Annotated in this window: 23 protein-coding genes; 11 read left to right on the forward strand and 12 right to left on the reverse strand. The window is 72.6% G+C overall.

Features of this window, described 5'->3' with window-relative positions:
• Positions 1 to 80 precede the first annotated feature (80 nt).
• From ACZ6B8_RS36650 to ACZ6B8_RS36660, 3 genes are all read left to right on the forward strand, one after another.
• On the forward strand, positions 81 to 734 hold the full coding sequence (locus ACZ6B8_RS36650; protein WP_471610035.1) for an ankyrin repeat domain-containing protein: 654 nt from the start codon (positions 81 to 83) through the stop codon (positions 732 to 734).
• A complete protein-coding gene (locus ACZ6B8_RS36655) occupies positions 731 to 1846 on the forward strand; it encodes a YncE family protein (protein WP_471610036.1) in 1116 nt (371 codons plus the stop codon). Before ACZ6B8_RS36650 ends, ACZ6B8_RS36655 begins: the two co-directional genes overlap by 4 nt.
• Positions 1847 to 2096: 250 nt before the next feature.
• Complete coding sequence (locus tag ACZ6B8_RS36660; protein WP_471610098.1) at positions 2097 to 3524, forward strand: M1 family metallopeptidase; 1428 nt, start codon at positions 2097 to 2099, stop codon at positions 3522 to 3524.
• 40 nt (positions 3525 to 3564) lie between these two features.
• Here ACZ6B8_RS36660 and ACZ6B8_RS36665 read toward each other — a convergent pair whose 3' ends face one another.
• The 4 genes from ACZ6B8_RS36665 to ACZ6B8_RS36680 all read right to left on the reverse strand — a co-directional run bounded on the left by ACZ6B8_RS36665 (position 3565) and on the right by ACZ6B8_RS36680 (position 6136).
• Positions 3565 to 4089 (reverse strand): GNAT family N-acetyltransferase, encoded by a 525-nt coding sequence (locus ACZ6B8_RS36665; RefSeq protein ID WP_471610037.1) that lies wholly within the window; start codon positions 4087 to 4089, stop codon positions 3565 to 3567.
• An 89-nt stretch (positions 4090 to 4178) separates the two neighbouring features.
• Positions 4179 to 5267 carry a hypothetical protein gene (locus ACZ6B8_RS36670; RefSeq protein ID WP_471610038.1) on the reverse strand — a complete coding sequence of 363 codons (1089 nt, stop codon included), beginning with the start codon at positions 5265 to 5267 and terminating at the stop codon, positions 4179 to 4181.
• On the reverse strand, positions 5264 to 5608 hold the full coding sequence (locus ACZ6B8_RS36675) for a PadR family transcriptional regulator (RefSeq protein ID WP_471088053.1): 345 nt from the start codon (positions 5606 to 5608) through the stop codon (positions 5264 to 5266). Before ACZ6B8_RS36675 ends, ACZ6B8_RS36670 begins: the two co-directional genes overlap by 4 nt.
• Before the next feature lie 45 nt (positions 5609 to 5653).
• The gene (locus tag ACZ6B8_RS36680; protein WP_471610039.1) at positions 5654 to 6136 is read right to left on the reverse strand and encodes an ATP-binding protein; all 483 of its coding nucleotides are present in this window, start codon (positions 6134 to 6136) and stop codon (positions 5654 to 5656) included.
• A gap of 227 nt (positions 6137 to 6363) precedes the next feature.
• On the opposite strand from ACZ6B8_RS36680, the gene ACZ6B8_RS36685 reads away from it, so the two are divergent.
• Positions 6364 to 7215: a helix-turn-helix domain-containing protein gene (locus tag ACZ6B8_RS36685; protein ID WP_471088049.1), complete on the forward strand. Its 852-nt coding sequence runs from the start codon at positions 6364 to 6366 to the stop codon at positions 7213 to 7215.
• Positions 7212 to 7565, forward strand: a complete 354-nt coding sequence (locus tag ACZ6B8_RS36690) for a DUF397 domain-containing protein (RefSeq protein ID WP_471610040.1) — start codon at positions 7212 to 7214, stop codon at positions 7563 to 7565. Before ACZ6B8_RS36685 ends, ACZ6B8_RS36690 begins: the two co-directional genes overlap by 4 nt.
• Positions 7566 to 7634: 69 nt before the next feature.
• Here ACZ6B8_RS36690 and ACZ6B8_RS36695 read toward each other — a convergent pair whose 3' ends face one another.
• A complete protein-coding gene (locus ACZ6B8_RS36695) occupies positions 7635 to 8210 on the reverse strand; it encodes a TerD family protein (RefSeq protein ID WP_125513572.1) in 576 nt (191 codons plus the stop codon).
• Positions 8211 to 8408: 198 nt separating this feature from the next.
• Between ACZ6B8_RS36695 and arfB the strand changes: the two genes are divergently transcribed.
• A complete protein-coding gene (arfB, locus tag ACZ6B8_RS36700) occupies positions 8409 to 8837 on the forward strand; it encodes an alternative ribosome rescue aminoacyl-tRNA hydrolase ArfB (protein WP_471088043.1) in 429 nt (142 codons plus the stop codon).
• Between the two features lie 166 nt (positions 8838 to 9003).
• Here arfB and ACZ6B8_RS36705 read toward each other — a convergent pair whose 3' ends face one another.
• Positions 9004 to 9546: a flavin reductase family protein gene (locus ACZ6B8_RS36705; protein WP_471088041.1), complete on the reverse strand. Its 543-nt coding sequence runs from the start codon at positions 9544 to 9546 to the stop codon at positions 9004 to 9006.
• Positions 9547 to 10015: 469 nt separating this feature from the next.
• Here ACZ6B8_RS36705 and cdgB point away from each other — a divergent pair, with 469 nt between their 5' ends.
• Positions 10016 to 11653 (forward strand): diguanylate cyclase CdgB, encoded by a 1638-nt coding sequence (cdgB, locus tag ACZ6B8_RS36710; protein ID WP_471088039.1) that lies wholly within the window; start codon positions 10016 to 10018, stop codon positions 11651 to 11653.
• Between the two features lie 88 nt (positions 11654 to 11741).
• Positions 11742 to 12764, forward strand: coding sequence for a carbohydrate-binding protein (locus ACZ6B8_RS36715; protein ID WP_471088037.1), 1023 nt, complete (start codon positions 11742 to 11744; stop codon positions 12762 to 12764).
• 46 nt (positions 12765 to 12810) lie between these two features.
• Here the strand turns inward: ACZ6B8_RS36715 and ACZ6B8_RS36720 are convergent, their stop codons facing one another.
• The 5 genes from ACZ6B8_RS36720 to ACZ6B8_RS36740 form a co-directional block, all read right to left on the reverse strand.
• Positions 12811 to 13659: a class II fructose-bisphosphate aldolase gene (locus ACZ6B8_RS36720; protein ID WP_471610041.1), complete on the reverse strand. Its 849-nt coding sequence runs from the start codon at positions 13657 to 13659 to the stop codon at positions 12811 to 12813.
• Between the two features lie 63 nt (positions 13660 to 13722).
• Positions 13723 to 14661, reverse strand: coding sequence for a 1-phosphofructokinase family hexose kinase (locus ACZ6B8_RS36725; RefSeq protein ID WP_471610042.1), 939 nt, complete (start codon positions 14659 to 14661; stop codon positions 13723 to 13725).
• A gap of 124 nt (positions 14662 to 14785) precedes the next feature.
• Positions 14786 to 15925: an N-acetylglucosamine-6-phosphate deacetylase gene (nagA, locus tag ACZ6B8_RS36730; RefSeq protein WP_471088031.1), complete on the reverse strand. Its 1140-nt coding sequence runs from the start codon at positions 15923 to 15925 to the stop codon at positions 14786 to 14788.
• On the reverse strand, positions 15925 to 16902 hold the full coding sequence (locus ACZ6B8_RS36735; protein ID WP_471610043.1) for an ROK family protein: 978 nt from the start codon (positions 16900 to 16902) through the stop codon (positions 15925 to 15927). Before ACZ6B8_RS36735 ends, nagA begins: the two co-directional genes overlap by 1 nt.
• A gap of 109 nt (positions 16903 to 17011) precedes the next feature.
• Positions 17012 to 17905 (reverse strand): SIS domain-containing protein, encoded by an 894-nt coding sequence (locus tag ACZ6B8_RS36740; protein ID WP_471610044.1) that lies wholly within the window; start codon positions 17903 to 17905, stop codon positions 17012 to 17014.
• 285 nt (positions 17906 to 18190) lie between these two features.
• On the opposite strand from ACZ6B8_RS36740, the gene ACZ6B8_RS36745 reads away from it, so the two are divergent.
• The 3 genes from ACZ6B8_RS36745 to otsB are packed head-to-tail and all read left to right on the forward strand — an operon-like array spanning position 18191 to position 20627.
• Positions 18191 to 19456: an ABC transporter substrate-binding protein gene (locus tag ACZ6B8_RS36745; protein WP_471610045.1), complete on the forward strand. Its 1266-nt coding sequence runs from the start codon at positions 18191 to 18193 to the stop codon at positions 19454 to 19456.
• Positions 19457 to 19495: 39 nt separating this feature from the next.
• Positions 19496 to 19735: a DUF3263 domain-containing protein gene (locus ACZ6B8_RS36750; RefSeq protein ID WP_471088023.1), complete on the forward strand. Its 240-nt coding sequence runs from the start codon at positions 19496 to 19498 to the stop codon at positions 19733 to 19735.
• Between the two features lie 19 nt (positions 19736 to 19754).
• Positions 19755 to 20627: a trehalose-phosphatase gene (gene otsB / locus ACZ6B8_RS36755; RefSeq protein WP_471610046.1), complete on the forward strand. Its 873-nt coding sequence runs from the start codon at positions 19755 to 19757 to the stop codon at positions 20625 to 20627.
• A gap of 127 nt (positions 20628 to 20754) precedes the next feature.
• Here otsB and ACZ6B8_RS36760 read toward each other — a convergent pair whose 3' ends face one another.
• The gene (locus tag ACZ6B8_RS36760) at positions 20755 to 22242 is read right to left on the reverse strand and encodes a right-handed parallel beta-helix repeat-containing protein (RefSeq protein WP_471610047.1); all 1488 of its coding nucleotides are present in this window, start codon (positions 22240 to 22242) and stop codon (positions 20755 to 20757) included.
• Positions 22243 to 22309 lie beyond the last annotated feature (67 nt).

The raw sequence follows: 22309 nt of genomic DNA on the forward strand, positions 1-22309 counted from the left end.
GTGAGTGCCCCGCGGCCGGCCCCGGCCCGGCCCCCGCGCCCGTCCGCGCGGGGGCCCACCCGTACGAGGAGGAGCCCCCCATGCCCACCACCCCCGACCCCTCCACCACTCCCGACCCCTCCAGCCCCTCCACCCCCAGCCCCTCCGCCGACCAGCGGCTGCTCGACGCCGCGCGGGCCGGGGACGCCGCGGAGGTGGCCGCCGCCCTCCACGCGGGCGCGCGCGTCGAGGCCCGGGACACCGAACTGCGCTCACCCCTGCTGCTCGCCGTCGCCGGCGACCACGTCGAGGCGGCCCGGGTGCTGGTCGCGGCCGGCGCCGACGTCAACGCGCAGGACCACCGGTGCGACAGCCCCTGGCTGGTCACCGGGGTGACGGGCAGCGTCGCCATGCTGCACGTCCTGCTGCCCGCGGGGCCCGACACGACGCTGCGCAACCGCTTCGGCGGAGTCTCCGTGATCCCCGCGTCGGAACGCGGCCACGTCGCGTACGTACGAGAGGTCCTGCGCGTCACCGACACCGACGTCGACCACGTCAACGACCTCGGCTGGACCGCCCTGTTGGAGGCCGTCATCCTCGGCGACGGCGGCCGCGCGCACCAGGACGTCGTCCGGGCGCTCCTCGCCGCGGGCGCGACGCCGGACCTCGCCGACCGCGACGGCGTCACCCCGCTCGCGCACGCGGAGCGCCGCGGCTTCACGGAGATCGGCCGGCTCCTGCGGGACACGGCGTGAAGCCGTCCCGGGCCATCGTGGGCGGGGCGGCGGCGATCCTCGCGACCGCCCTCCTGACGGCCCGCGCCACCACCCCGTCCCCGGCATCCGACGCCCCGCCCGCACGCCCCGCCCACACCCTCCCCACCACCGCGAAGACCCCCGAAGGCACCCTCCTGGTGGCCGACTTCGGCTCCGACACGGTGACCTTCGTCGACCCCAGGACGGGCCCCGTCGACTCGGTGAAGGTCGGCACCGCCCCCTACGGGCTGACCCTGGGCGAGGACGGCCGCGCCTGGGTGGCCACCGCGGAGGGCGTCGCCGTCGTCGACACCCACACCCGCGAGCGCCTCGACCGCGTCCCGTACGAGAGCAGGACCGGCCCCGTCACCACCGGCGAGTACCGCGGCGGCGGCATGGGCATCGCCCTGGCGCCGGACGGAAAGCACCTGTACGTGGGCGTCAACGTGCCCGGAAAATCAGGCGTGTTGGAGGTGATCGACACCGCGGACCGACGGGTGACCGACACCGTGCCCGTGGGACGGCGTCCCTTCGACGTGGACGTGTCGAAGGACGGCCGGGAGATCTACGCCACCGGTCACGACTCCTTCGACGTCACCGTCGTACGCGCCGCCTCGCTGAAGCCGCGCCGCATCGAGGTCGCCCCCTACGGGACGGAGGGCGGCCTCGGCTCCTGGCTGAAGCCGCACTACGCCGCCGTACGGCCGTCCGACGGGCGGCTGCTGTTGCCCTTCGAGGGCGAGCGGCTCGTCGTACTGGACCCGCGCACGGGCCGCTACGAGACCGAGAGGATGACCGCCGACACCCACCAGCACGGGGTGACGGTCGCCGCCGACGGCACGCTGTACGCCGTCGGCACCGGCCCGATCGACCCGGCCACCGACGAAGGCCCTTCCCTGACCGTGCGCGCCACGGACGGCAAGGAGCGGGTCATCCCGCTCGAAGGCCCCCACGAGGACGTCGCCGTCTCCGCGAACGGCCGCACCGCCTACGTCACGGGCGGCTTCACCCGCGACGGCCACTGGAACGGCCTCTCGATCGTCGACACCCGCGACGGCACGGTGACCCGACTCCCGGCGGGCGAACGCCCGTTGGGCATAGCGGTCCTGTGAGACCCGGCCGGTGGCGCGGCAGCGTGCGCTCCCACCGGCCGGCAGGCGCGTACGAGACGGGAGGGGACGTGGGGGCATGTGCGCACGGAGCACCGAGCCGGCAATAGCAACACCACTCACGAGGCGTGGCGAACAGTGGATGGCGAGTACGCACATACCCCCGCGGCCCCGCACCCACCACCGAACCCCAGGCGCAGACCCCAGCCCAAAGCACACCCGCACATTTGCCGCATAAGATCATCGCGTGGACCTGCGATCTCCGGCCGCCCGAGCCGCCACCGTCACCTGCTCCCTCGCCCTGCTCGCGACCCTCGGAGCCTGCAGCGGCGCGGGCGTGAACGGCACCCCGGGCGCCGACGGCGTGCGCGACCCGTACTTCCCCAAACTGGGCAACGGCGGCTACGACGTGACGCACTACGGCCTGACCCTCGGCTACGACCCCGACGCCAAACACCTCACCGGCACCGCCGACATCACCGCCCGCGCCACCAAGAACCTCAGCTCGTTCAACCTCGACCTCAAGGGCCTCGACGTCTCGGGCATCACTGTCGAGGGCAAGGCGGCCCGTTTCCAGCGCGCGGGCCACGAGCTGCGGGCCCGCCCGGCCGATGAGCTCGACCGGGGCGAGACGTTCCGCGCGACGGTCCACTACGCCGGCACCCCGGAGACCATCACCGACGACGACGGCTCCAAGGAGGGCTGGCTCCCGACGGACGACGGCGCGCTCGCGCTGGGCGAGCCGACCGGCTCCATGGCGTGGTTCCCGGGCAATCACCACCCCGGCGACAAGGCCTCGTACGACATAGAGATCACCGTTCCCAAGGGCCTGAAGGCGGTGTCCAACGGCGAGTTGACCCGCGAGTCGACCAAGAACGGCCGCACCACCTTCGCCTGGCACAGCGCCGAACCGATGGCGAGCTATCTGGCGACCGTGGCCGTCGGCAAGTACGAGCTGAAGACGTCGACGACCGACGACGGCATGCAGGTCATCACCGCCGTCGACCCCGCGCGGGCGAAGGCGAGCAAGAAGGTCCTCGACGAGCTGCCCGACATCCTGGAGTGGTCGGAGTACAACTTCGGGCCCTATCCGTTCTCCTCGGCCGGCGCGATCGTCGACCGCGCGGGGCACGTGGGATACGCCCTGGAGACGCAGACCCGGCCGACGTTCCCGGGCGACCTCAGCACCGGACTCCTCGTCCACGAGCTGGCCCACCAGTGGTTCGGCGACTCCGTCACGCCCAAGTCGTGGCGCGACATGTGGCTCAACGAGGGCTTCGCCACGTACGCGGAGTGGCTGTACGAGGAGGACAACGACGGCGACAGCGCCCAGGAGACCTTCGACGCGCTCTACGACGGCGAGTACTTCGAGGACGACGAGGACAACGAGGCGGTCTGGGAGTTCCCGCCCGCGAAGCCGACCGACGCCGCCGGCATCTCGGACTCGCCCGTGTACGAGCGCGGCGGAATGGTCATCCACAAGATCCGCCAGGCGGTCGGGGACGACACGTTCTACGACATCGTGCAGGGCTGGGCGAAGACGTACCGGCACAAGAACGCGGACACCCGGGACTTCACCGAGTACGTCGAGGAGCACGCGGGCGGCGACGAGGCGCGGGCGAAGGTCCGCAGGATCTGGGGCGACTGGCTGTACGGGGACGGAAAGCCGGACCACCGCTGAGCCTCTTGCGCGGCGTGACCGCAAGGCCGCCCCTGCCCCGCTAGAGCTCCTTGCGGAGGACCGCGCAGGGGCGGTGCGGCGCACGGTCCTCGCGGTGCCCGATGACGAGATAGCCGAGCGCGGTCCAAAAGCGCAGTGCCTGCGGGTTGTTCTCCAGGACGGCGAGGCGGGCGGCCGCGCGCCCCGCGTCCCGGAAGCGCTGTTCGACGAGGGCCGCCAACTCCCGCCCCAGGCCGGCGCGGTGCAGCCCCGCGTCGATCATCAGCAGCCCGATCCACGGGTCGGGGTCCGCCGGGTCCGGGTCCGCCGGGTCGGGGTGCCGGGCGAGAGTGACGGCGATCCCCACGAGCCGGCCGGCGGAGCGCGCGAGGAGCACCTCGGCGCCGGGGTGGGCGAGTTCGTCCGCGAGGGCCTTGGCGACCTGTTCGACGCGGATGTCGTCCGGGTCGGGGAAGTCGCCGCCGAGCGCGAAGAACGCGTGGTTGGACGCGTACAGCGCGGTCACCTCGGTGAGGAGGTGACCGGGCAGGGCACCGTCGACGGCGGTGAGCGGTTCGAGGATCATGGGGGCAGGCTAGGGCCCGTGGGCCCACCGGCCCGGGTGCCGGGCCCGGCGGCGCGCAGACCGGAGCCCGCCACGCGCGGCCCCGCACCTCACGCGCCCGACGTCCCCGCGCGCTGCTTGCGCAGGCTGCGCCACTCGCCGACCGCGCTCCAGGCCGCGCACCCGAACGCGCCGACGTAGACGGCGACCCAGCCGCGCGACCCCCCGTCGGGGTTGATCAGACGGTCGACGCCGAGAGCTCCGAAGACGACCGCCGAGGTGAGGGAGCCGTACAGCTTCTGGCGGGTGACGCGCTGCTTCCTGCGCGGCCCCTCGGAGAGGCGGAGGGCGTAGATCTCGACGTCACCGAAGACGTCCTCGGCCCGCCCGTCCTGCGGGGCGGAGGCGAGGTGCTGGCGCGCCTCGCGCACATGGCCGCGTGCCTCGGCGGCCGTCATGCCGTGCCGCCCGCGCAACAGGCCCTGCAGCCGGGCCAGCCACTGCTCGTCGTCGAGGCCGCTGTTGGGGCCGTCATCGGGGCCGTCATCGGGGCGCCCGAAGCTGAACCACCGGTCGATACGGGTATCCGGGAACAGGAAGGCGCCGACGGCCCAGCCGGCCCCCGCCAGCATGAGGACCGGGGCGGGCACGCGGAACAGCCGGTCGTCGGAGAGGGCGTTGGCCAGCGCGATCCCGCCGACCAGCGCGGCACCCGCGCCCGCCAGGAACCCCCACATGCCCCGGATCAGCCCGGCGGAGCGGGCGACGAAGGCGAGGCACCCCAGGCAGGCGCCCACGGCGATCCCGCCGAAGCCGGCGAGCGAGGACGGGTCGACCGTCACCCACAGGCCGTCCTGGATCCAGTACAGGCCGAAGACGGCGAACAGCAAGAAGCCGAGCGTCCCGAACGAGGTGGCGGCCCGCTCACCGGGCCGCATGCCACGGGTGTCGATCCGGGCCCGGTACCGCTCGCTGACGCGCTCGGCGGCGACGCCACGGGCATACGCGGCGGGATCGCCCAGCACCTCCGCCGCGGGCTGCCCCGCCTCGGTCACGAGCTGGTGGGCCTCGGCGAGCATCTCGTCGGCGAAGCCGGAGGGCGCGTCCTCGTCGAGGACCAGCCGCACCAGGACGGCGTCGGCCCACTCCTTGTCCTCCTCGCGCGCCCAACTGAGCTCGGGTGTACGTGTCCTGCTCATGCGTCATCCCCCTTCGCCGTGGGAAGGAGCGCGGCGACGGTCCGGGAGAAGTCCCCCCACGCGGCCTGGTCACGCCGCAACCTCGCTCGCCCCTCCGCGGTGATCCGGTAGTACTTGCGCCCGGGGCCGCCCTCTCCGGCCCCCCACTCGACCTCGACGGCACCTTCCTCTTCGAGGCGCGTGAGGGCGGGATAGAGGGTCGCGGCCTTGACCCCGTCGAGCCCGGCCTCACCGAGCCGGCTGAGCAGGGCGTACCCGTAACTCCGCGGCTCGGACTCGAGGATGCCGAGCAGGCAGAGGGGCAGGACGGCACGGGTCCAGACGGCGGACGGCTCGGCCATGGATCCCCCTCACTTGCTGCTCGACTCTTCGCTCTGCCGGACTATTCAAGTATCCATAATAGTCGGGAACCTGTAAATCCCGTTCCCGGTGCGGCCCTCCCGTCGCAGCTCGAACCACACGTGCTTGCCGCCGCCCGGCCGCACCTGGCGTGGTGCGGGGGCGGTGCCCCAGTCGTGTGCGAGGGCATGCACGAGGAGCAGTCCGCGCCCGCTCTCGCTGTCGCGCGACACGTCGAGGGCGCCGAGGGGTTCGGCACGGCAGTCGTCGTACACGGAGATCCGCACCCCGCCGTCCGCCAGCACGCACGCCTCCATGCCGATGGTCGGCGAGGCGGTGTGCGTGACGGCGTTGGTGACGACTTCGGAGACGAGGGCGCGGGCGGTGTCGGCGAGTTCGGCGCGGCCGGTGGCGGTGAGGAGGAGGGTGAGGGTGTCGCGGCAGATCTTGGGGGAGAGGGGGGTGTTGGGGGTGGTGAGGTGGTAGGTCTGTGCGGCGGTGATGGGGGCGCCGCTCTGTGCGGTGTTCATCTCTTCAACTCCGTGCGTGACTGGACGAGTTGCGCGATACGCCACCGTGGCCTGGCCGCGTGTGGGCGGCTGCTCTGCGGGTTCACCGGCGTTCCGCGTGATGTCGAGAATGACGTTAGGGCACAGGTATGTGACGTCACATATGTATGACGGAAACTCCACTCGTGTGAGTGGACCGGCCGGAGGGCGGGGCGGCAGACTGAGCCCGTCGACTATGAAGGGGACCCATGCCTCCCAGGAGCAATCCCACGGCGCGGCAAGCGCGGTTGGGCGCGGAGCTACGCAAGTTGCGCGAGGCCGCAGGCCTGTCGACCACGGAGGCAGGCGCTCTGCTGGGCGGCAATCAGGCGCAGATCAGCCACATCGAGGCAGGACGGTGGGGCGTCAGCGCTTCCCGTGTACGGCAGTTGGCGGTGCACTACGAGGCGTCGAACGCCGCTTTGGTGGACGCACTGTGCGGCATGGCCGAAGAGCGCGGCAAACGGTGGTGGGACGAGTACCGGGGTCTGCTGTCCCCGGGCTTCCTTGACGTCGCCGAGCTGGAGTACCGCGCCGCGAGCCTGCTTTCTCTGCAGACGGTGACGCTGCCGGGAATTCTCCAGACCGAGGACTACGTACGGGCGATCTATGGCGGCCACATTCCCGCGCTGCCCGCTGATGAGGTCGAGCTGCGGGTGGAGTTCAGAGTGAGGCGGCAACAGCTCTTCGAACGTGTCGACCCGCCCCCGTTCCACGCCTTCGTCCACGAAGCGGCACTGCGCATGCGATTCGGGGGCAGCAAGGTCACGCGGGCCCAGCTCGGCCACCTGCGTGCCGCATCCGAGTGGCCGAGCGTGAAGGTGCGCGTCATCCCCTTCGCCGGCGAAGAGTTCATCGAGGCCACCCAGCCCGTGCTCTACGCGGGCGGCCCGGTCCCCGAGCTGGACACGGTCCGGGTCTCCGGCGCACTCGGTGGCCGCAGCCTGGGCACCGATGCCGGGCTCGAGAAGTACCGGGCGCTGTTCGCCGCCGCGGACCGGGCAGCGCTCGGAATCAAGGCGTCCCGCCAGCTCATCCTCGACATCGAGAAGGAACTGTGAATACTGCCGCCCAGCCGCCCCTCCCGCAGATCACGTGGCAGAAGTCGTCCTTCTCGGGCGCGGGCGACGAGGACTGCGTGGAGCTCGCCCACAACGGTCCCCACCTGCTCCTCCGTGAGAGCGACGACCCGGACACGGTGATAGCCACCCCGCCCGCGGGCCTGGATGCCCTGGTCCGTTGGCAGAAGTCGTCCTTCTCCGGCGCCGGAGGCGAGAACTGCGTGGAGCTCGCCCACAACGGTCCCCACCTGCTCCTCCGTGAGAGCGACGACCCGGACACGGTGATAGCCACCCCGCCCGGGGGCCTGCACGCCTTGGTGCGTTGGCAGAAGGCGGCCCACCACAGGTAGAAGGGCCCCACCCCCAGCGAAATCGCTGAGGCCGGGGCCCTTCTACGACGTTCAGACGGTCACGTCACCTCAGACGTTCACGCCGAAGTCCTGCGCGATGCCGACCAGGCCCGAGGCGTAGCCCTGGCCCACGGCGCGGAACTTCCACTCCGCGCCGTTGCGGTACAGCTCGCCGAAGACCATGGCGGTCTCCGTCGCGGCGTCCTCGGAGAGGTCGTAGCGCGCGATCTCCGTGCCGCCGGCCTGGTTGATGATGCGGATGAAGGCGTTCCGCACCTGGCCGAAGTTCTGCGAGCGGTTCTCGGCGTCGTAGATCGAGACCGGGAAGACGATCTTCTCAATGTCGGCCGGCAGACCTTCGAGGTTGACGTTGATCTGCTCGTCGTCGCCCTCGCCCTGGCCCGTGACGTTGTCACCGGTGTGGACGATGGTCTGGTCCGGCGTCGCCTTGTTGTTGAAGAAGACGAAGTGCTGGTCCGAGAAGACCTTGCCCTGGGTGTTCACCGCGATCGCGGAGGCGTCCAGGTCGAAGTCGGTGCCGGTGGTGGTGCGGACGTCCCAGCCGAGCCCCACGGTGACGGCGGTCAGGCCCGGAGCCTCCTTGGTGAGCGAGACGTTGCCACCCTTGGACAGGCTTACTGCCATTGTTGGGAGTCCCTTCCCTCGTTTACGACGCTCCGCCCTTCGCGGGCGGCGCGTACGGGCTTCGTACTGGGGACGAAGCTACCTTCACTCCTACCAACGCCGACCGGGGTCCCCAAGGTTCCACCCGGCTTTACTTTCTTTACCCGGGCCCGCGAAAAGGGCGTGACGCGCGCCCGGCGGACGCGCGACCATGGGGGCATGTCCGGACCCCATGTCATCCGCGGTTCGGTCTCCCTGCCGGAGGCCGAGCTCATGTGGCGTTTCTCGCGGTCCTCCGGGCCGGGCGGGCAGCACGTCAACACCACCGACTCCCAGGTCGAGCTGCGTTTCGACCTCGCGAACACCGACGCGCTCCCCGAGGTGTGGAAGCGGCGCGCCCTGGAGCGTCTCGCCCCCCGGCTCGTCGACGGCGTCGTCAGCGTCCGGGCGAGCGAGCACCGCTCGCAGTGGCGGAACAGGGAGATGGCCGCCACCCGGCTCGCCTCCCTGCTCGCCGAGGCCACCGCCCCGCCGCCGAAGCCCCGCCGCGCCACGAAGATCCCGCGCGGTATCAACGAACGCCGCCTGCGCAACAAGAAGGCGCGCAGCGAGACCAAGCGGGGGCGCTCCGGCCAGGGTTGGGGCTAGCCCCGCCCGGCGCCGGGGCCCGCCCCGTCAGGCCCGCCCCGTCAGGGGCGCGGGGAACTGCGCGAGCAAGCACGGAAAAGCCGCAGCCGCTCCTGCTGGGATCCCGGCAGACGCGGCTGCGGCTCGTCGCGCGCTGAGCGCGCAGTTCCCCGCGCCCCTTGAGGGGCTAGCCGAGCTGGCGGTACTTGCCGCGGAAGTACGTCAGGGGGCCACCGTCGCCGCTGGGCAGCGACGCAGTCAGCACGCGGCCGATCACCAGCGTGTGGTCGCCCGCCGTCACCGTCTGCTCCGTGCGGCACTCCAGCGTCGACAGCGCGCCGCCGACCAGCGGGGCGCCCGACGCCGCCCCCCGTACGTACGGGATGTCCTCGAAGAGCAGGCGGTCGCTGATGCGGCCCTTCATCGCGAAGCGGCCCGCGATGTGCCGCTGGCTCTCGGACAGCACCGACACCGCCCACAGCGGCTGCTCGGCGAGCAGGTCGTCCATGCGGGAGCCCTCGCGCAGGCTCACCATGACCAGCGGCGGGTCGAGGGAGACGGAGAGGAAGGCCGTGGCCGTCATGCCCACGTCCTCGCCCGCGGGCGCGTTCGGGTCGTCCGGGTCCAGGCCGGGCTCGCGCGCCGTCACCAGGACCACGCCCGCCGCCAGCCGGGACATCGCCGCGCGGAACTCGTCGTTGCTCACCCCATCAGCATGCCCGTGTGACACGGGATGACGGGGGGAACGCGGGGCCGGGAGAGTCTTCGGTACGTGAGCCACACCGTCGACGCTAGCCCGTGCGCCCCCGCCGAAACATCGGCCGCTGGGCCCAGGACGGTCCTAGGACCGGGGGCCGAAGGGTGGGTGTGGACGTGGGTGCGTACGCAGGTGGGTGCGTCCGCGTGGCACTCAGTGCCGTACAGGGGCCTTTCTCCGGAGGACTAGTCCAAGGGACTGGACCAACGGCGGTGCCCCATCTGTGACTTGAGTCACAGGACCCATATTTTGTTGACCCTGTGTACCGGGTGAGCAGCTCGCTGTGATTCAGTGACGGTGGCAATAAGACACTGCGGGCACCAAAGGCGCAAGGGCACGGAAGAGCCACTGCCGCGAGGAGTGCCACGAAGAGCACGGGCGAAAGATCACTGCGGGCGCTGCGCATCCTGGAGTTGCTGTCGAGGTCTCGGGGAGAACGAGCATGGAGACCGAGTCGGAGCCGTACGTCCGTCTTGCGACCCTGCGGCAGCTGCACCAGGTGGTAGCGGAGCTGAACACGGCCCGGAGCCTGGCGGACACGCTGCAGACCGTCGCCGACGGCGTCGTCAACGGCCTTGGCTATGAGCTGGCGTGCGTCAATCTCGTGCGCCCGGACGGCGACCTCGTCGTCGCCGCCTTCGCGGGCAACTCCTCCGCCGAGGCGCTCATCACCGGCCGCGTCGGCTCCCGGGACGCCTGGGAGCGCCGGCTCGCCATGGGCGAGGCCTGGGGCGCGCTGCGCTTCATCTCGTACACCGAGGGCTGGGTCCTCGACGACGACGACGTCCCGCAGTGGTACACCGAGGGCCCCGAGCCCCGCTTCGAGGACGAGTGGCACCCCTCCGACCGCCTCTTCGCCCCCATGTACGCGACCGGCGCGGCCGGCGGCGAACTGCTCGGCGTGATCTCCGTGGACCGGCCCCGCAACGGCCGCAGGCCCGGCGCCTGGGGCCGCGAGGCCCTGCAGATGTACGCCTTCCAGGCCGCCATCGCCATCAGCAACGCCCGCCTGCGCGCCAACATGCAGCGCGCCCTGGTCCGCCTGGAGCGGGAGCAGCAGGCGCTGCGGGCCAGCGAGGAGTCCTTCCGGCAGGCCTTCGAGTACGCGCCCTCCGGCATGGCCATCGCCGAGATGGGCGGCGACCAGCACGGGCGGATCCTGCGCACCAACGACGCGCTCTGCCGCCTGCTCGGCCGGCCCGCGTCCGCGATGCGGCGCTACTCCTTCTCCGACCTCGTCCACCCCGAGGACATCGGCACCCTGCTCCGTACCTCAGCCGAGGGCGGCCGCGCCGAGCTGCGGCTCGCGCGCCGCGACGGGACGTACGTGTGGGTGTCGCTGCGCAACTCCGTCGTCGCCGACGCCGCCGACGGGCCGCGCTTCCTGCTCACCCACGTCGAGGACATCGAGGAGCGCAAGCGCCGCGAGCTCCAGCTCGCCCACCGCGCCTCGCACGACTCCCTCACCGGCCTGCCCAACTCCGCCGAGCTGCGCGCCCGGCTCAGCGCCCGCCTCTGCCGCAGGCCGCACGCCGGCCAGCCGAGCGCCGTCGACTCCCTCGACGCCGCCTACGAGCACGGCTTCGACTTCGGGCCCGCCGCGCACCGGGCGGACGACGGCTTCGACCACCACGTCCACACCGTCGCCCCCGAGGGCGGGGAGAACGACGTGGACGACGGCACCAAGGGCCTCGCCGTCCTCTTCTGCGACCTCGACGGCTTCAAGTCGATCAACGACAGGTTCGGCCACCACACCGGCGACGCCGTCCTCATCGAGGTCGCCCGCCGCCTCACCAACGGCGTGCGGGACGGGGACACCGTGGCGCGGCTCGGCGGCGACGAGTTCGTGGTGCTCGCCGACGGGCTCGGCCGGGCCGACGCCCAGGACCTCGCGGTCCGGCTGCGGAACGCGATCATCCCGCCGATCCGCGTCGACGGCAGAGCGGTCCGGGTGGGGGCGAGTTTCGGCATCGGCTGGGCGCACTGCGGGATGTCGGCCGACGAAGTGTTGCACTCCGCCGACCAGCGGATGTACGTGGAGAAACGCTCCCGTGCCAAGCAGCACCGCAGGGCGGGCTAGCGGTCCTGATGAGGTCAACGCCACCCCTTGGGCTCACTCGGACCGGGTAGGCTCCCGGGCGTCAGCGACATGAGGGAGTGACCTGGGAATGACGCCCGGCAATAACGGCGAGAACACGCCGAGCGCGCCGCAGGGCGACGACGATCCGTTCGGCTACCTGTACGAGGACGGACAGGCGGCCGGAGCGACCCCGCCCAGCGGCGGGGGCGGCTACGGGTACCCGGGGTCCCGCTCCTCGTACAACCAGGTCAGAGCGGTCGGCGACCGCCGCCCCTCCTACGGGCAGCAGCAGACCTACGGCGGCCAGCAGGCGTACGGGCAGCAGCAGGGGTACGGCCAGCAGGTCCCGCCGCAGCAGCAGCCCCAGCAGGGCTACGGCCGGCCGAACGCCCACTACACCGCGCCCGAGGCGCAGCCCGGCGGCGCTCCCGTCACCACGCCGCAGTACGCGCCCGCGGGCGGCGGAGGCGGCCGGGGCCGCGGCCCGAACACCAAGGGGCTGCTGATCGCCGCGGCCTCCGTGGTGGCGGTCGTCGGGCTCGGCATCGGCGCCGCCGTGATCTTCGGCAACGACGACGACAAGAGCGACGACGCGAACGCCGGCGGCAAGCCCTCGCAGGCCTCGTCCGTCGAGCCGAGCGAGAAGCCGAGCAAGAAGCCCGAGAAGAAGGCCGACCTGCCCAAGACCGACGCGAAGGCCCTGAAGCTGGACGGCGGCACGACCACGGCGTCCGACGTCGACGGCGCCAAGGCGGACGGCGGCACCTACGTGGCCGGGTTCGACAAGGTCGGCGCGCAGGTGACGTGGACCGTCAACGGCATCCCCAAGAACGGCGCGTACAGCCTGCGGGTCAACTACGGGGTGCCCGGCAAGGACTCCAACGCCACCATCCTCGTCAACGGCAAAAAGCAGACCCGCCCGCTGAACATGAAGAACTTCGCGCACGCGGACGAGGGCGACTGGGAGAAGGGCTGGACCAACACCTGGGCGGTGGTCCAGCTCACCAAGGGCACCAACACCATCTCGCTCACCTGCGCACAGAGCGACCTGTGCGGGACGACCGGCGCCAACATCGACCAGATGTGGCTCGTGAACGGCGACCAGGGCTAGCGACCGGGCCGCCGCCCCCCACGGGTTCCGGGTGGGCTCCTGAGGGTTACTTCAGGAGCCCCAGGAACCCCGCCACCGTCCCGGCCATCGCCTCGCGGGCCGGGGCGAGGTATTTCCGGGGGTCGACGCCCGTCCCGTGGGCGGCCAGGTAGCCGCGGACCTCGCCGGTGAACGCCGTGTTGAGGGCCGTGCCCACGTTGATCTTTACCATGCCGGCGGCGATGGCGCGGCGGATCTCCTCGTCCGGTACGCCGCTCGACCCGTGCAGGACGAGCGGCACCGGCACCGCCCGCGCGAGAGCGCCGATCAGGGCGTGGTCCAGCGACGCGGTGCGCTCGGTCATCGCGTGCGAGGAGCCCACCGCCACCGCGAGGGCGTCCACGCCCGTCCCCGCCACGTACGCGGCCGCCTCCGCCGGATCCGTGCGCACCCCCGGCGCGTGCGCGTCCAGCGGCGCCTCGCCCTCCTTGCCGCCCACCTCGCCGAGCTCCGCCTCCACCCAGATGCCGCGCTCGTGACCCCAGCGCACTGCGTCCGCCGTCGCCTTGACGTTCTCGTCGTACGTCAGCTTCGACGCGTCGAACATCACCGAGCTGAAGCCCTCCGGATGCGCGGCCCGCAGCAGGTCCACGTCCGTCACGTGGTCGAGGTGGAGGGAGAGCCGGGCCGTGGAGGCGCGGGCCACCGCGGCGCTCGCCGCCGCGATCGGGGCGAGCCGGCCGCCGTGGAACTTCACGGCGTTCTCCGATATCTGCAGGATCGCGGGGAGCCCGGCCCGCTCCGCGCCCAGCGCCACCGCCTCCGCGTGCTCCAGCGTGATGACGTTGAACGCGGCGACGCCATGACCCGCGTCGCGGGCCTCCGCGACGAGTTCGCCGGTGCTGACCAGTGGCACGTGCTCCCCAAATCCCGGGGCCCTGCGCCCCGTTGTGCGGTGCGGATACGGCTCAAGGAGGGTCTATGCGGGCGCCGACACGGCCGGGGAGACCGCCACCCGCGGCAGCAGCTCCTCGTACGTGGCGGGGTCGAACTCGCCCGCCACCGGCGCCGCCACCGTCGCCGCCGACAGCGCGACCGCGCGGGCCAGGCGGTCCGGCCACGGCAGCCCCTCGGCGAGGGCCGACAGCAGCCCCGCGACCGCCGAGTCGCCGGCGCCGGTCGGGTTGCCGCGCACCCGGGACGGCGGACGCGCCCGCCAGCTGCCGTCCGGTGTCACGGCGAGGAGCCCGTCGGCGCCGAGCGAGGCCACCACGGAGTGCGCGCCCCTGCGGCGGACGTCCCGGGTGGCCCGGCCCGGCTCGTGGGACCCGGTCAGCTCGGCGAGCTCGTCGGCGTTGGGCTTGACGATGTCGGGGCGGGCGGCGACACCGCGCCGCAGCGGCTCCCCGCTGGTGTCGAGCAGGACCGGGACGCGGGCGGCGCGTGCGGCCCGTACCAGGAGCGCGTACGCCCCGACGGGGACGCCGGGCGGCAGGCTGCCGCAGAGGGCGACCGCGGACAGGCCGGCGCGGCGCACCAACTCCTCGTAGGAGTCCAGGAACGCGGCCCATTCGGCGGGTGTGACGACCGGGCCCGGTTCGTTGAGCTGGGTGGTGTCGCCGCTCGCCGCGTCGACCACGGCGAGGGTGCGGCGGGTGGCGCCGGCGACCGGGGCGAGGGCGTCGGTGAGGCGCGGTTCGGCCGCGAGCCGCTCGTGCAGGACGCGGCCGGTGTCGCCGCCCGCGAAGCCGGTGACCGTCACGTCGTGGCCGAGGGCGGCGAGCACGCGGGCGACGTTCAGGCCCTTGCCGCCGGGGCGCTCGGTCACCTCGGTGACGCGGTGCGAGGCGTGCGGGGTGAGCGTCGGGACACGGTAGGTGAGGTCGAGGGCGGTGTTCAGCGTGACGGTGAGGATCACTCGTACCACCCCCGAAGTGCCTGTTCGTTCGCGTGTGCCGTTGGCGTTCGTCGGGTTCTGATCATGCCAAACAGAAGGCGGTTGGCCCAGAGGTGAGGGCCAACCGCCTTCTGTTCAGGAGGGGTTAAAAGGGCGCAATCACCCATTCGCCCTTGCGCATCACGCCCGTGACGTCGAACGCGGCGTCCAGGACGACCAGGTCCGCGTCCTTGCCGGGCTCCAGGGAACCCACCCGGTCGTACATCCCGAGGAGCCGGGCCGGGTTGGCGGAGACGGCGCGGACGGTGTCCTCGACGGACAGCCCGTCGACGGTCACCGAGCGCTTGAACGCGCGGTCCTGGGTGAGGGTCGATCCGGCGATGGAGCCGCCCTCGACGAGCCGCGCCACGCTGTCCTTCACCTCCACCTCCAGCGGGCCGAGCATGTAGCGGCCGTCGCCGAAGCCGGCCGCGTCCATCGCGTCGGTGATCAGCGCGACCCGGTCCGCGCCCGCGTGGTGGAAGGCCAGCTCGAAGGCGGCCGGGTGGAGGTGGGTGCCGTCGTTGATCAGCTCGACGGTGATCCGCTCGTCCTCCAGGAGCGCGGCGATCGGGCCCGGGTCGCGGTGGCCGAGGCCCGGCATGGCGTTGAACAGGTGTGTGGCGACGGTGGCGCCCGCGTCGATGGCGGCCACCGTCTGCTCGTACGTCGCGTCGGTGTGGCCGATCGCCGCGATGACACCGTGCTCGGCGAGGAGCCGTACGGAGTCGAGGCCGCCCGGCAGCTCGGTGGCGAGCGTGCACATCCTGGCCTGGCCGCGGGCGGCGTCGATCAGCTTGCGGACGTCGGCGGGGTCGGGGTGGCGGAGCAGCCCTTCGCTGTGCGCGCCCTTGCGGCACGGGGAGATGAAGGGGCCCTCGAAGTGGATGCCGGCGATGTCGCCCTGCTCGGCGAGTTCGGAGAGCACCCCCGCGCGCTCGACGAGGAAGTCCATCTCGCCGGTGACGGTCGAGGCGACGACGGTGGTGGTGCCGTGCAGCCGGTGCGTGTGCACGCCCTTCAGGACGTCCTCGACGGTGCCGGAGGTGAAGGAGGCGCCGCCGCCGCCGTGGTTGTGCAGGTCGATGAAGCCGGGGACCACCCAGTGGCCGGTGAGGTCGACGGTCTCGGCGCCCGCGGGCGCGCTGCCCGCGATGCGGGTGCCGTCGACGATCACTCGGCCGTTGGTGAGGGTCCCGGTGGGCAGGACCACCTGTGCACCGGCGAGAACCTTGCTAGTGGCCATCAGGTGGCTACCTCCGTGGGGTCGGTCGTGGGGTCGGTGTTCCGGTCGCCGGTTCTCCGGTCGACGAGGTCCCAGGCGAGCAGGCCCGCGCCCAGGCACCCGGCGGTGTCGCCGAGGGCCGCGGGGACGATGTCGGGCAGCGTCTGGAACTGGACGACGCGCGCCGCGACGGCGGCCCGCAGCGGCGTGAACAACGTTTCCCCCGCCTCCGCCAGACCGCCACCGATGATCAGCGTGTGCGGGTCCAGCAGAGTGAGAGCGGTGAGCAGACCGTCGGCGAGGGCGTCGACGGCGTCCTGCCAGACCTGCTGGGCCCGCGGGTCGCCGGACTCCACGGCCTTGGCGCAGTCCGCGGCGTCCGCCTCCGGGCCGCCGCTCGCCTCGGCCCAGGCCTTGCTCACCGCGGAGGCGGAGGCGAGGCGCTCCAGGCAGCCGCGCTGACCGCAGCCGCAGGGCGGCCCGCCGGGGCGCACGACGATGTGGCCGATCTCGCCGGCCGAGCCGTGGGCGCCGGGCTCGATGGCACCGCCGATGCCGATGGCGCCGGCGATACCGGTGCCGAGCGGTACGAAGAGGAAGCGGTCGGCGCCCTTGCCCGCGCCGATGCGGCCCTCGGCGAGGCCGCCCGTGCGGACGTCGTGGCCGAGGGCCACGGGGACGCCTTCCAGGCGGGCGCTGAGGAGGTCGCGGAGCGGGACGTCGCTCCAGCCGAGGTTCGCCGCGTACACCGCGATGCCGTGTTCGGCGTCGACGATGCCGGGGACGGCGACGCCGGCCGCGGCGGCGGGCTCGCCGAAGCGGGCCGCGCCGTGGGCGCGCAGGTCCGCGGCGAAGTCGAGGATGGACTCGACGACGGCGTCGGCGCCCCGGTCGCGGCCGGTGGGGCGGCGCGCCTCGTACAGCAGCGTGCCGTCCGCCCCTACCAGGGCGGCCTTCATTCCGGTGCCGCCCACATCGAGGGCGATGACGTGTCTCACGGGGGACAGTCTCGCGCGTTCCCCCTGGAAAGGTCTAGTCCACTTCGGCTTCTCGTGGGGGTCGCGGGTCTCCCCGGGGTCTGCCGCGCCCCGGGGAGATCCGCCCGGCCTACGGCAGGATCACGCTGCGCGTGAGGTTGCGGGGGCGGTCCGGGTCGTAGCCGCGGGACTCCGCCAGCGCCACCGCGAGCCGCTGCGCGCGGATCAGCTCGGCCAACGGGTCGGCCTCCTGGCGGGCCACCAGCTCGCCGCCCACCCGGTCCACGTCACCGGCGAGCCCCTCCGGCAGCACCCCGAACATCCAGGCCACCCGGCCGGGACCGGTGATGGAGATCGGGCCGTGCCGGTACTCCATCGCCGGGTAGGACTCCGTCCACGCCCCCGCCGCCTCGCGCATCTTCAGGGCCGCCTCCAGCGCGAGCCCGTACGTCCAGCCGCGCCCCAGGAACGTCCACTGCTCGGCGTCGACCACCGACGCCGGCAGCGGCTCGGTCACCGCGAGCTCCGCGTCGACGGCGGCCTCGGCCACCGACTTCACGCCGGGGATGTCGCCGAGTCCGGCCCGCAGGAAGGCCAGCGCCGTCGTGGCGAACCGGGTCTGGACCACCGACTCCTCGTCGGCCCAGTCCAGGACGGCGACCGCGTCCGCCGCGTCCATGACGGGGGTCTTGGGGTCGGCGGTCAGCGCGACCGTCGGGACCTTCCCCTTCAGCTCGCCCAGCAGCTGGAGGACCTCCGTCGTCGTGCCGGACCGGGTGATCGCCACGACCCGGTCGTAGGCGCGCCCGGCCGGGAACTCCGACGAGGCGAACGCGTCCGTCTCGCCGAGACCCGCGGCCTCCCGCAGCGCCGCGTACGCGATGGCCATGAACCACGACGTCCCGCACCCGGTGACGGCGACCCGCTCACCCGTCCTCGGCAGCCCCTCGAAGGTGGCGGCCGCCTCCACCGCCCGGTTCCAGCAGGCGGGCTGGGTTGCTATTTCTGCTGCGGTACGCGACATGCGCCGAGGCTCCTCGTCAGTGCGGGGCTGGTCTGGTGCGGGATTTCGCTGTGCTGTGCCGAGACGTGCATAGCAGTCGCCGCCCGCGCACGGCAATGATCAGTCCTCGCCCGGGCGCCCGCGAGCGGGCTCCGGAAGGCGCTCGCCGGGGCGCCCGTGGAGGCCGTTGCACAAGTGATACTCGGGTGGTGTAGACCTTGTGTCCGGACTCGGGGGAAACTCGCAGTTCAAGGGCATAGGGGCGAAGGCGCCTCGGGACGCGGAAGCAATGAGGGTGGGACAGCTGTGCAGCGGCGCGTGACAGGACTGACCGCGGCGGTGGCCGCACTGGGCATGGCGGGCGTGCTCGCCGGCTGCGGTGGTCCCGGCGACTCCGGCGACGTCACCCTCAAGCTGGTGGCCGCCGACTACGGCGACTCCGCGGAGAACAGCTCCAAGAAGTACTGGGACAAGCTGGCCGACGGGTTCGAGAAGGAGAACCCCGGCATCAAGATCGACGTCACCGTCCGCTCCTGGAACGACGTGGACCGCGACGTCAAGGACATGGTCAAGAAGGGCGAGGCCCCCGACCTGGCGCAGATCGGCGCGTACGCCGACTACGCCGCGCAGGGCAAGCTCTACGAGGCCGACGAGCTCCTCTCGATCGCCACCCAGGCCGACTTCCTCGCACCGCTCTCCCAGGCCGGCGAGGTCAACCGCATCCAGTACGGCATGCCGTTCGCCTCCTCCACCCGCCTGCTCTTCTACAACACCAAGCTCTTCAAGGACGCCCACCTCACCCCGCCGCAGAGCTGGACCGAGCTCCAGGCGGACGCGAAGGCGCTCAAGGCGCGCGGCGTGAAGATCCCGTACGCGCTGCCGCTGGGTCCGGAGGAGGCGCCCGCCGAGACGCTGATGTGGATGCTCAGCGGCGGCGGCGGTTACACCGACAACGTCGGCTCGTACGCCATCGACTCCAAGGAGAACGCCAAGACGTTCTCCTGGCTCAGGGACGAGCTCGTCGGCGAGGGCCTGACCGGCCCGACGCCGCCCGGGAAGATGAACCGCGCCGACGCCTTCGCGGCGTTCTCGCGCGGCGAGGTCGGCATGCTCAACGGCCACCCGACGCTGATGAAGATGGCCGCCAGGAAGGGCGTCAAGTTCGGGATGGTCCCCGCGCCCGGCCGCAACGGCAAGGCGCAGGCCACGATGGGCGTCGCCGACTGGATGATGGCGTTCAAGCAGAACGGCCACCGCAAGGAGGCCGGCAAGTTCCTCGACTACGTCTACAGCAAGAAGAACGTGCTCGACTTCTCGAACGAGTACGACATCCTGCCGGTGACGACCTCCGCGTCCCAGGCGATGGCCGCGGAGCGCGGCCACACCGCGCTCGGCAAGTTCCTCGACGAGCTCCCCACCTCGCAGCTCTACCCGGTCGGCAAGACCTCCTGGGCGCAGGTGTCGGCGGAGGTCAAGAAGAACATCGGCAAGAGCGTCGAGAAGGGCGGCAACCCCGCCTCCGTCCTCACCGGCATCCAGAACCGCGCCGCGGCCGAGGAGAACGCCGAGTAGGACTTGGCGTGGTGGCACGAACCGTCGGAGAGTGACGGCATGAACCATCAGGAACCGGAGCTCTCCGAACGGGACCGTGCCGTCCTCGCCCTGGAGCGGCGCCAGTGGCCGGGCCCCGGCGCGAAGGAACGCGCCATCCGTGAGGAGCTCGGCATGGTGCCGGTCCGCTACTACCAGGTCCTGAACGCCCTCCTAGACGACGCCCGCGCGCTCGCCCACGACCCGATTACGGTCAATCGACTGCGCCGGGTGCGGGAGTCACGGCGCGACGAGCGCTGACGCGGTTAAGGTCGGGCCCATGGGTGACCCTACGTACACGCAGCCCGCCGGCTCCGGACGTCCCGGCCTGCCCGAGCCCGTGACGCCCGCCGGGCGCGACGGCCTCGCCGCGCTCCTCGCCCGGCCCGAACGCGCCGTCGTGGCCCTGGACTTCGACGGCACGCTCGCCGCCATCGTGCCCGACCCCGAACAGGCCCGGGCCCACCCCGGCGCCGTGCCCGCGCTCGCCGCGCTCGCGCCCCGGCTGCGGTCGGTCGCCGTGGTCACCGGCCGCCCCGCGGGCGTCGCCGTCCGCTACGGCGGCTTCGCGGGCGCCGCCGGCCTCGAACACCTCGTCGTCCTCGGGCACTACGGCGCCGAGCGCTGGGACGCCGTCACCGGCACCGTGCACGCCGCCGAGCCGCACCCGGGTGTCGCGGCGGTCCGCGCCGAACTCCCCGGCTTCCTCGACGCGATCAACGCCTGGCGCGGCACCTGGATCGAGGAGAAGGGCCGCGCCGTCGCCGTCCACACCCGCCGCGCCTCCGACCCGCAGGCCGCCTTCGAGGCGCTCCGCGGACCGCTCGCGGAGCTGGCGAACCGGCACGGCCTCATCGTCGAACCCGGCCGCATGGTCCTGGAGCTGCGGCCGCCCGGCATGGACAAGGGCGTGGCGCTCGCCGAGTATCTGCGCGAGGTGGGCGCCGAGTCCGTCCTCTACGCGGGCGACGACCTCGGCGACCTGCCCGCCTTCGGCGCCGTGGAGAAGCTCCGCTCGGACGGGGTCGCGGGCCTGCTGGTGTGCAGCGGCAGCACCGAGGTCGCCGAGCTGGCCGGGCGGGCCGACCTGGTGGTGGACGGGCCGGCCGGAGTGGTGGAGTTGCTGACCGCGATCACGGGTCGGCTCGGCTGACCGCCGGCCGGCCCGACTGACCGCCGGCCGGCCCGACTGACCGCCGGCCGGCCCGACTGACCGCCGGCCGGCCCGACTGACCGCCGGCCGGCTCGACTGATCGCCGGTCAGCCGGACTGATCGGCGGTCAGCCGGACTGATCGGCGCCGATGCCGGGCGGGTCGGGGATCCGGTGCCCGAAGTAGTCGTACCGGGTGCCGTCGGCGGTCCCCGCGCCCGCGCCGCGCGCCGGTGAGCCCGGCCGCAGCCGCACGTCGTCCGGCCGCGCCGGGTGCGCCGCCACGAACAGCGGGTCGGCGTTCACGGCCTTCGGGTCGCGGGGCTGCGCGGTGTTCCGGTACAGGTTGTTCTCGTAGGTGCCGACGGTGTCCCTGATGGGGGACCCCGCTCCGGTGGCCGCGCCGACGAAGACGTTGTCCCGGAAGGTCACGCCGGTGGGGCCGTTGTTCGAGACCAGGGCGGTGTCCGCGCGGTCGGTGACGACGGTGTTCCGGTAGACCCGCGTGTCCGTGGTCGCCCCGCACACCACCGAGATCACCCCGTACGGGGAGGCCGTGTTGCGGTCGTTCACGCTGATGTTGTCGTGGACGCGGTTGCCGTCGCTGACCTTGCCCTCGCCGTTGCAGACGAGCAGGAAGCCGCCCTCGTTGTCGTGGCTGTAGTTGTACCGGTAGACGTTGCGGACGTTGCCGCCGTCGATGTCGTACGCCATGGAGTCCCGCGTCCCGTGCCCGCCGGTCACCTCGTTGTACTGGTACAGCGCGTCCTCGGACTCCCAGGCCCACACGCCCGCGTTGTAGCCGGCGGAGCGCGTGTTGAAGCCGTCGACGTAGTTGTGCTCGACGCGGGCCCCCGCCGTCTCGTGGACGACGATGCCGTCGCCGCCCACGTCGTACGCCTCGTTCCGCCGGACCAGCACGCCGGTGGAGAACCGGCCGGGCCCGTCCCACGTCGACATGGTGCCGATGCCGGTGCGGTCGACGTGGCGCACCGTGGAGTCCTGCACGCGCACCCCGTCGAAGCGGGTCGGCTTCGCGGTGCCCTGGACCGTGAAGAGGATGCCGCCGCTCGGGTCCGGGTCCTTGAAGTCGGCGCCGTTCACGTCGTGCACGTCGACGCCGTCGACGACGAAGTGGTGGGCGGTGCCGTAGTCGGTGAGCTGGACGTAGAGGCCCGCGCGGCGGTCGGTGGTGGTGGCGGGTCCGGTGTTGGAGAGGTCCAGGTCGCGGATCTCCCACTGCTCGGTGTCCACCAGGTGCAGCGCCGCGCGGGCGCCGCCGCCCTCGATGTGCGGCTTGGCGGCCCGCCGGTCGCCGTACGCGCCGATCCGCACGGGGGCGCCGGCCGCACCCGCACCTTTGGGGGCCAGCACCCCCGTGCAGCTTGTGCCCCGCCTCAGCAGGAGCCGGTCGCCGGGGCCGTAGGTGTGCGCGCTCGCCTCGGCCACGGTCCGCCAGGCCGCCCTCGCGGAGGTGCCGGACGCGGTGTCGTCGCCCTGGGCGCAGTCGACGTGGTAGACGGTGCCGGTCCGTGCGGCGGCAGCGGTGGGCGCGAGGCCCGTGCCCGCCACGGCGAGAGCGGCCAGGATCACGGTGCTCGTACGGCGCGGGGTCATGCGGTGGACCGTAGTGAGGCACCCGCCCCACGCCCATGGACAAACCGAAGCGGCCCTTGGACTGCCC

This window comes from Streptomyces sp. NPDC041122 (assembly GCF_055592445.1).